Below are 6183 nucleotides of genomic sequence, written 5' to 3'. Positions count from 1 at the left end.
CCTCAGAAGAACGCCTGCAGCCCGGTGATGGCGCGTCCCAGGATCAGCGCATGGACGTCATGCGTGCCCTCATAGGTGTTCACCGTCTCGAGGTTCGCCGCATGCCGCATCACCTGGAACTCCTCCGAGATCCCGTTGCCGCCATGCATGTCCCGCGCCACCCGCGCGATCTCCAGCGCCTTGCCGCAGTTGTTGCGCTTGATGATCGAGATCATCTCGGGCGCCGCCTCCGCCGCATCCAGAAGCCGACCCACCCGCAGGCTGGCCTGAAGGCCAAGCGCGATCTCGGTCGCCATATTCGCCAGCTTCAGCTGGAACAGCTGCGTATTGGCCAGCGGCCGCCCGAACTGGTGCCGGTCCAGCCCATATTGGCGCGCGGCATGCAGGCAGAACTCGGCCGCCCCCAGCACGCCCCAGCTGATGCCGTAGCGCGCCCGGTTCAGACAGCCGAACGGGCCCTTCAGCCCCTCGACGCCGGGCAGCAGCGCGTCCTCGCCAACCTCGACATCCTGCAGCACGATCTCGCCGGTGATCGAGGCGCGCAGGCTCAGCTTGCCGCCGATCTTCGGCGCCGAAAGCCCCTTCAGCCCCTTCTCCAGCACGAAGCCGCGGATCTTGCCGCCATGCGCCTCGGACTTGGCCCAGACCACGAAGACATCCGCGATCGGCGCGTTCGAGATCCACATCTTCGAGCCGTTCAGCACATAGCCCCCGGCGGTCTTCTTCGCCACGGTCTTCATGCCGGCGGGGTCCGAGCCCGCGTCCGGCTCGGTCAGGCCGAAACAGCCGATGAACTCGCCCGAGGCCAGTTTCGGCAGGTATTTCTGCCGCTGTTCCTCGCTGCCATAGGCATAGATCGGGTACATCACCAGCGAGGATTGCACCGACATCATGCTGCGATAGCCCGAATCGACGCGCTCGACCTCGCGCGCGATCAGGCCGTAGGCGACGTAAGAGGCGCCGATGCCGCCGTATTCCTCAGGCACGGTGACGCCCAGCAGGCCCATCGCACCCATCTCGCGGAAGATTTCCGGGTCGGTCAGCTCCTCGCGATAGGCGTCGATGATGCGCGGCTGCAGCCGGTCCTGCGCGTAAGACCGCGCCGCGTCCCGCAGCATCCGCTCTTCCTCGCTCAGCTGATCCGAAAGCCGGAAAGGGTCCTCCCAGTCAAAGCGGCCAAGATCAGGGGCGTCTTTCGCGGTAAGGGCCATTCTGTCCTCCTTTGTTGCTTTCCGGATAGGGCATCGGCGGGCCCCTGCGCAATCCCGCCAGCATCACAGGGCGCTCACGGTCTTGTTCCGGAACCGGCGCCATGACGAGCGGGTTTCTGATCCAATCCAACACGCATTCTTCGGAAAAGGAACCGGTATGCGCAGAATTTACAAAACCACGACGGCACTCGCGGCCTGTCTGACCCTAATCGTGCCGCAGATCGCAGCCGTCCCCGCAATGGCCCAGAATGATGAGAGCCCCCTGCCCCTGCGCCGCAATCAGCAGCAGCAGAACGGTGGCGATCAGGGCGGCCAGTTGGGTGATGAGAGCGCGGTGCGCGCGCCTCAGGGCAAGAAAGAGCAGCAGGCCGAGCAGCCGCAGCCACGTCGCCAGCAGCAACAGCAGCAGGCCCAGCCGCAGGTCGAACAGCCGCAGCCGCGCCGCCAGCAGCAACAGCAGCAGGCCCAGCCGCAGGTCGAGCAACCGCAGCCGCGCCGCCAGCAGCAACAGCAGCAGGCTCAGCCGCAGGTCGAACAGCCGCAGCCGCGCCGCCAGCAGCAACAGCAGCAGGCCCAGCCGCAGGTCGAGCAACCGCAGCCGCGCCGTCAGCAGCAACAGCAGCAGGCCCAGCCGCAGGTCGAGCAACCGCAGCCGCGCCGTCAGCAGCAACAGCAGCAGGCCCAGCCGCAGGTCGAGCAACCGCAGCCGCGTCGCCAACAGCAACAGCAGCAGCAGGCTCAGCCGCAGGTTGAACAGCCGCAGCCGCGTCGTCAGCAGCAACAGCAGCAGGCCCAACCGCAGGTCGAGCAGCCGCAGCCGCGTCGCCAGCAGCAACAGCAGCAGGCTCAGCCGCAGGTCGAGCAGGCTCCCGCCGCGCGTGAGACGGCCGTGACGCCGCCCGCCGCGCCGAAACCGCGCGCCCAGCAGCCGGTTGTCGAGGCCGAGCGTCCGCAGGTCGCTCCGCGCCCCGATGCGGAAGCGCCCAATCCGCGTCCGGCTCAGGCCGCCGATGATGCCGCACGCGCTGCGGCCCAGCAGGAGGCCGGGACGCCGCCTGCCGCGCGCCCGGCCACCGACGAATCCGCCATCCGTCGCGCGCTGGAAGAGAATGCGCAAGAGCAACCGGCGCCGCGCCCGCAGGTTCAGGGCCAGCAAGCCCAAGGCCAAGGTCAGGCTCCCGCTGTCGAGCCCTCGCAGCGACCGATCCCGACGCCGGGTCAGCCTCAGGGTCAGCAGGCGCAGGGTCAGGCCCCGGCCGTGGAAATCACCCCCGGCCAGCAGGCTGGCGGTGGCGCACCCGCGCCGCGCCCGGTGCTGCCGAACCCGCGCGGTGAGCCCGGTCCAGCTGCCGCCGCGCAGCAAGAGGTCACGCCCGGCAACGGGAATGGCAACGGCAACCGTCCCGGCAACGGTCCGGTGGTCGAGACCGCCGACCCGACCAACCCTGAGGACATGCGCCGCATCCTTGAAGAGCAGGCCCAGGGTGGCCAACGCAGTCAGGGTGCCCCTGCGGTCGTTCAGGAGGTCGCGCCCGAAACCCGCGTCAAACCCAATGACGTCGCAATCCGTGCGGCGGAAGAAGTGTCGCCGGTGACGGCGGCTGCGCTTGAGGCAGGGGCGGCAGCAACCGGCCAGATGCAGGAAACCGCAATCACGCCCGAGAACATCCGCACCTCGGATGAGGATTTCCGCAACCGCGTCGGCCAGCCCGTCGTCGAGGCGCCGGGCCAGCAGGAATATCGCGACAACAATGATGACGATGACGACGATCATCTGGGCGATATCGCCAAGCTGCTGCTGTCGGGTGCCGCGGGCATGGCCGTCGGCTCGATGCTGGGCAACAACCGTCAGGTCGCGCTGAACACCGGCGACCGGGTGGTCGTCTCGCTGCCCGATGGCAGCCAGCAGGTCATCCGCGACGACAACGCGCTGCTGTATCAGCCCGGCTCGAACGTGCAGACCGAGACCTTCGACGATGGCTCGACCCGCACGACCGTGCTGCGCGAGGATGGCAGCCGCGTGGTCACCATCCGCGACGCGAATATGAACGTGTTGCGCCGGACGCTGATCAGCCCCAACGGGCAGGAGACGCGCCTGATCAACGACACCGAGGCGCAGCCGGTCCAGATTTCGACCCTGCCTGCCCCGCCGCCGGTGCAGATCTATGACCGCCCGCTGAACGAAGAGGAGTTGCGCGCCGCGCTGAACCGCGAATCCGCCGTCGACCGTCGCTTCTCGCTGAGCCAGATCCGCGACATCCCCGAGGTGCGTTCGCTGGTGGCGCCGGTCGACATCCCGTCGATCACCTTCGACACCGGCTCGGCCGCGATCACGCCGGATCAGGCGAAGCAGCTGTCGACGCTGGGCAATGTCATCAAGGAGGCGGTGGCCTCGAACCCGGGCGAGATCTACATGATCGAGGGCTATACCGACGCGATCGGGACGGGTGCCGCAAACCTTGCGCTGTCGGATCGCCGGGCCGAGTCGGTGGCGCTGGCGCTGACCGAATACTTCGATGTGCCGCCCGAAAACCTTGTGGTGCAGGGCTATGGCGAACAGTTCCTGCTGGTCCCGACCGATCAGGCCGAGCGGATGAACCGCCGCGTCGCCGTGCGCCGGATCACCCAGCTGATCGCCCAGAACTGATCGGGCATCGACGGACAAAGGAAAACCGCGGGGGCGACCCCGCGGTTTTTTCATCTCATACGGCCCGTTCGCCCGTGGCCTAGCCCAGCGAATAGCCGGTGCCGCGCACCGTGCGGACCGGGTTTTCCCCGCCATTCGTCATCAGCGCCTTGCGCAGGCGGCCGACATGGACGTCGATGGTGCGGGTGTCGACGTAGATGTCGCGGCCCCAGACGCGGTCCAGAAGCTGCTCGCGCGTCCAGACCCGGCCGGGCTTCTCCATCAGCGTCGAGAGCAGCCGAAACTCGGTCGGCCCCAGATGCAGCGGATGGCCACCCCGGAAGACGCGGTGCTCGGCGGCATCAAGGATGATGTCGCCATGGGTCAGCCGCTCGCCCATCGAGGCTGGGCGCGTGCGGCGCAGCTGCGTGCGCAGGCGCGCCATCAGCTCGACCACCGAATAGGGTTTGACCACATAGTCATCCGCGCCGGTTTCCAGCCCGCGCACGCGGTCGCCTTCTTCGGAGCGGGCCGACAGCATGATGATCGGGATCTGGCGGGTAGCCGGGTCGGCCTTGACCCGGCGGCAGATCTCGATGCCGCTGACATTGGGCAGCATCCAGTCCAGCACGATCAGATCGGGCTGTTCCTCGGCCACCAGAAGCATCGCCTCGTCGCCGTTCTCGGCCATCACGACCTGAAATCCTTCGGCTTCGAGGTTGTATTTCAAAACCTCGCGCTGCGCGCCTTCGTCCTCGACCACGAGCACGCAAGGTTGCTGCTGAGATGCCATGGCGTCAGTCCTCTCCTTCGTTCAGTCCGGCCCGGGTGACGCTGTCACTTTTCGGGCGCGCGTCATCGGGCATTTCGCCGGTCGCCAGATAGATGACCTGCTCGGCGATGCCGGTCGCATGGTCGCCCATGCGTTCGATGTTCTTGGCGATGAAATGCAGATGCATGCAGGCGGTGATGTTGCGCGGGTCTTCCATCATATGGGTCAGGAATTCGCGGAACAAAGCGTTGTACATCTGGTCGACTTCAAGGTCGCGCTGGCGCACGTCAGCGGCCAGGGCGGCGTCGCGCTGGATATAGCTGTCCAGCGCATCCTTCATCATCGTCTCGACCGTCGCCGACATGCGGCGCAGCGCAATGCCCGCGCCGTCGATGGCGGGCATATGGACCAGCACATGGCTGCGCTTGGCGATGTTCTTGGCGTAATCGCCCACGCGCTCCAGAATGGCCGAGACCTTGATCACGGTCAGCGCGGTGCGCAGGTCGGTCGCGGTCGGGGCACGCAGCGCGATCAGCCGCGCGGCCTCTTCGTTGACCTGAGCCTCCAGCGCATCGATGGCCTTGTCGCGGCGGCGCACCTCTTCGGCAAGCTCTTCATCGCGGGTATCAAGGGCGATGGCGGCGTCGTGGATCGCGCTTTCGACCATGCCGCCCATCTTGACGACCAGCGCCTGGACGGTTTCCAGATCGCGGTCGAAGGCGGAAGAAATATGGCGTTCGTTGTTCATGGTTTCCTGCTCCTCGAGGTCAGCCGATCCGGCCGCTGATGTAGCTTTCCGTGCGCGGATCGCGGGGCCGGGTGAAGATCTCGTCGGTGTTGCCGTATTCGACCAGGTTGCCCAGGTGGAAAAAGGCGGTCTTTTGGCTGACGCGGGCCGCCTGCTGCATCGAGTGCGTGACGATCACCACCGAATAATCCGAGCGCAGCTGGTCGATCAACTCCTCGACCTGGCTGGTGGCGATCGGGTCGAGGGCCGAGCAGGGCTCGTCCATCAGCAGGACCTCGGGCTGGGTCGCCACCGCGCGTGCGATGCACAGACGCTGCTGCTGGCCGCCCGAAAGCCCGGTGCCGGGTTCGTGCAGACGGTCCTTGACCTCATTCCAAAGCGCGGCGCCGCGCAGCGACTTCTCGACGATCTCATCGAGTTCGGCGCGGGTGCGGGCCAGACCGTGGATGCGCGGGCCATAGGCCACGTTGTCAAAGATCGACTTCGGGAACGGGTTCGGCTTCTGGAACACCATGCCCACCTTGGCGCGAAGCTGCACCGGGTCAACGCGGCGGTCATAGATATCCTCGCCGTCCAGCTCGATCCGGCCTTCGATGCGGGCGATGTCGATGGTGTCGTTCATGCGGTTGATGCAGCGCAGGAAGGTCGACTTGCCGCAGCCCGACGGACCGATGAAGGCGGTGACGGTCTTGTCCAGGATCTCGACGTTGACGTCCTTGATGGCGTGTTTGTCGCCATAATAGACCTGCACGTCCTTGGCCGAGATCTTGATGTCCTTCTGGTCCACGGCGCGCTCCACAATACTCATGTCGTTCATTTCGGTTTT

The 6183-nt window shown here is 66.5% G+C and carries 6 protein-coding genes; 1 reads left to right on the top strand and 5 read right to left on the bottom strand.

Annotated features, from left to right (window positions below; all coding sequences use genetic code 11):
* Positions 1-2: 2 nt before the first annotated feature.
* Together IQ24_RS18365 and IQ24_RS20450 are read right to left on the bottom strand one after the other, a co-directional pair.
* Positions 3-1211: an acyl-CoA dehydrogenase gene (locus IQ24_RS18365; protein ID WP_145399737.1), complete on the bottom strand. Its 1209-nt coding sequence runs from the start codon at positions 1209-1211 to the stop codon at positions 3-5.
* A 205-nt stretch (positions 1212-1416) separates the two neighbouring features.
* Complete coding sequence (locus tag IQ24_RS20450) at positions 1417-2046, bottom strand: hypothetical protein (RefSeq protein WP_242008326.1); 630 nt, start codon at positions 2044-2046, stop codon at positions 1417-1419.
* Positions 2047-2100: 54 nt separating this feature from the next.
* Between IQ24_RS20450 and IQ24_RS18360 the strand changes: the two genes are divergently transcribed.
* Complete coding sequence (locus IQ24_RS18360) at positions 2101-3858, top strand: OmpA family protein (RefSeq protein ID WP_242008325.1); 1758 nt, start codon at positions 2101-2103, stop codon at positions 3856-3858.
* A 79-nt stretch (positions 3859-3937) separates the two neighbouring features.
* On the opposite strand, the gene phoB is transcribed toward IQ24_RS18360, so the two are convergent.
* The 3 genes from phoB to pstB are packed head-to-tail and all read right to left on the bottom strand — an operon-like array spanning position 3938 to position 6174.
* Positions 3938-4630 (bottom strand): phosphate regulon transcriptional regulator PhoB, encoded by a 693-nt coding sequence (phoB, locus tag IQ24_RS18355; RefSeq protein WP_145399735.1) that lies wholly within the window; start codon positions 4628-4630, stop codon positions 3938-3940.
* A 4-nt stretch (positions 4631-4634) separates the two neighbouring features.
* Positions 4635-5357: a phosphate signaling complex protein PhoU gene (gene phoU / locus IQ24_RS18350; protein ID WP_145399734.1), complete on the bottom strand. Its 723-nt coding sequence runs from the start codon at positions 5355-5357 to the stop codon at positions 4635-4637.
* A gap of 19 nt (positions 5358-5376) precedes the next feature.
* Complete coding sequence (pstB, locus tag IQ24_RS18345) at positions 5377-6174, bottom strand: phosphate ABC transporter ATP-binding protein PstB (protein ID WP_145399733.1); 798 nt, start codon at positions 6172-6174, stop codon at positions 5377-5379.
* Positions 6175-6183 lie beyond the last annotated feature (9 nt).

The sequence above is a fragment of the Paracoccus sulfuroxidans genome (assembly GCF_007830335.1).
In the GTDB taxonomy this organism is placed as follows: domain Bacteria; phylum Pseudomonadota; class Alphaproteobacteria; order Rhodobacterales; family Rhodobacteraceae; genus Paracoccus; species Paracoccus sulfuroxidans.
This window is presented reverse-complemented; position numbering and strand designations above follow the sequence as displayed.

Excerpts from the sequence above, each read along its gene's own strand:
- phoU (WP_145399734.1), bottom strand. The coding sequence starts at position 5,357 with ATGAACAACGAACGCCATATTTCTTCCGCCTTCGACCGCGATCTGGAA.
- pstB (WP_145399733.1), bottom strand. The coding sequence starts at position 6,174 with ATGAACGACATGAGTATTGTGGAGCGCGCCGTGGACCAGAAGGACATC.
- phoB (WP_145399735.1), bottom strand. The coding sequence starts at position 4,630 with ATGGCATCTCAGCAGCAACCTTGCGTGCTCGTGGTCGAGGACGAAGGC.
- IQ24_RS18365 (WP_145399737.1), bottom strand. The coding sequence starts at position 1,211 with ATGGCCCTTACCGCGAAAGACGCCCCTGATCTTGGCCGCTTTGACTGG.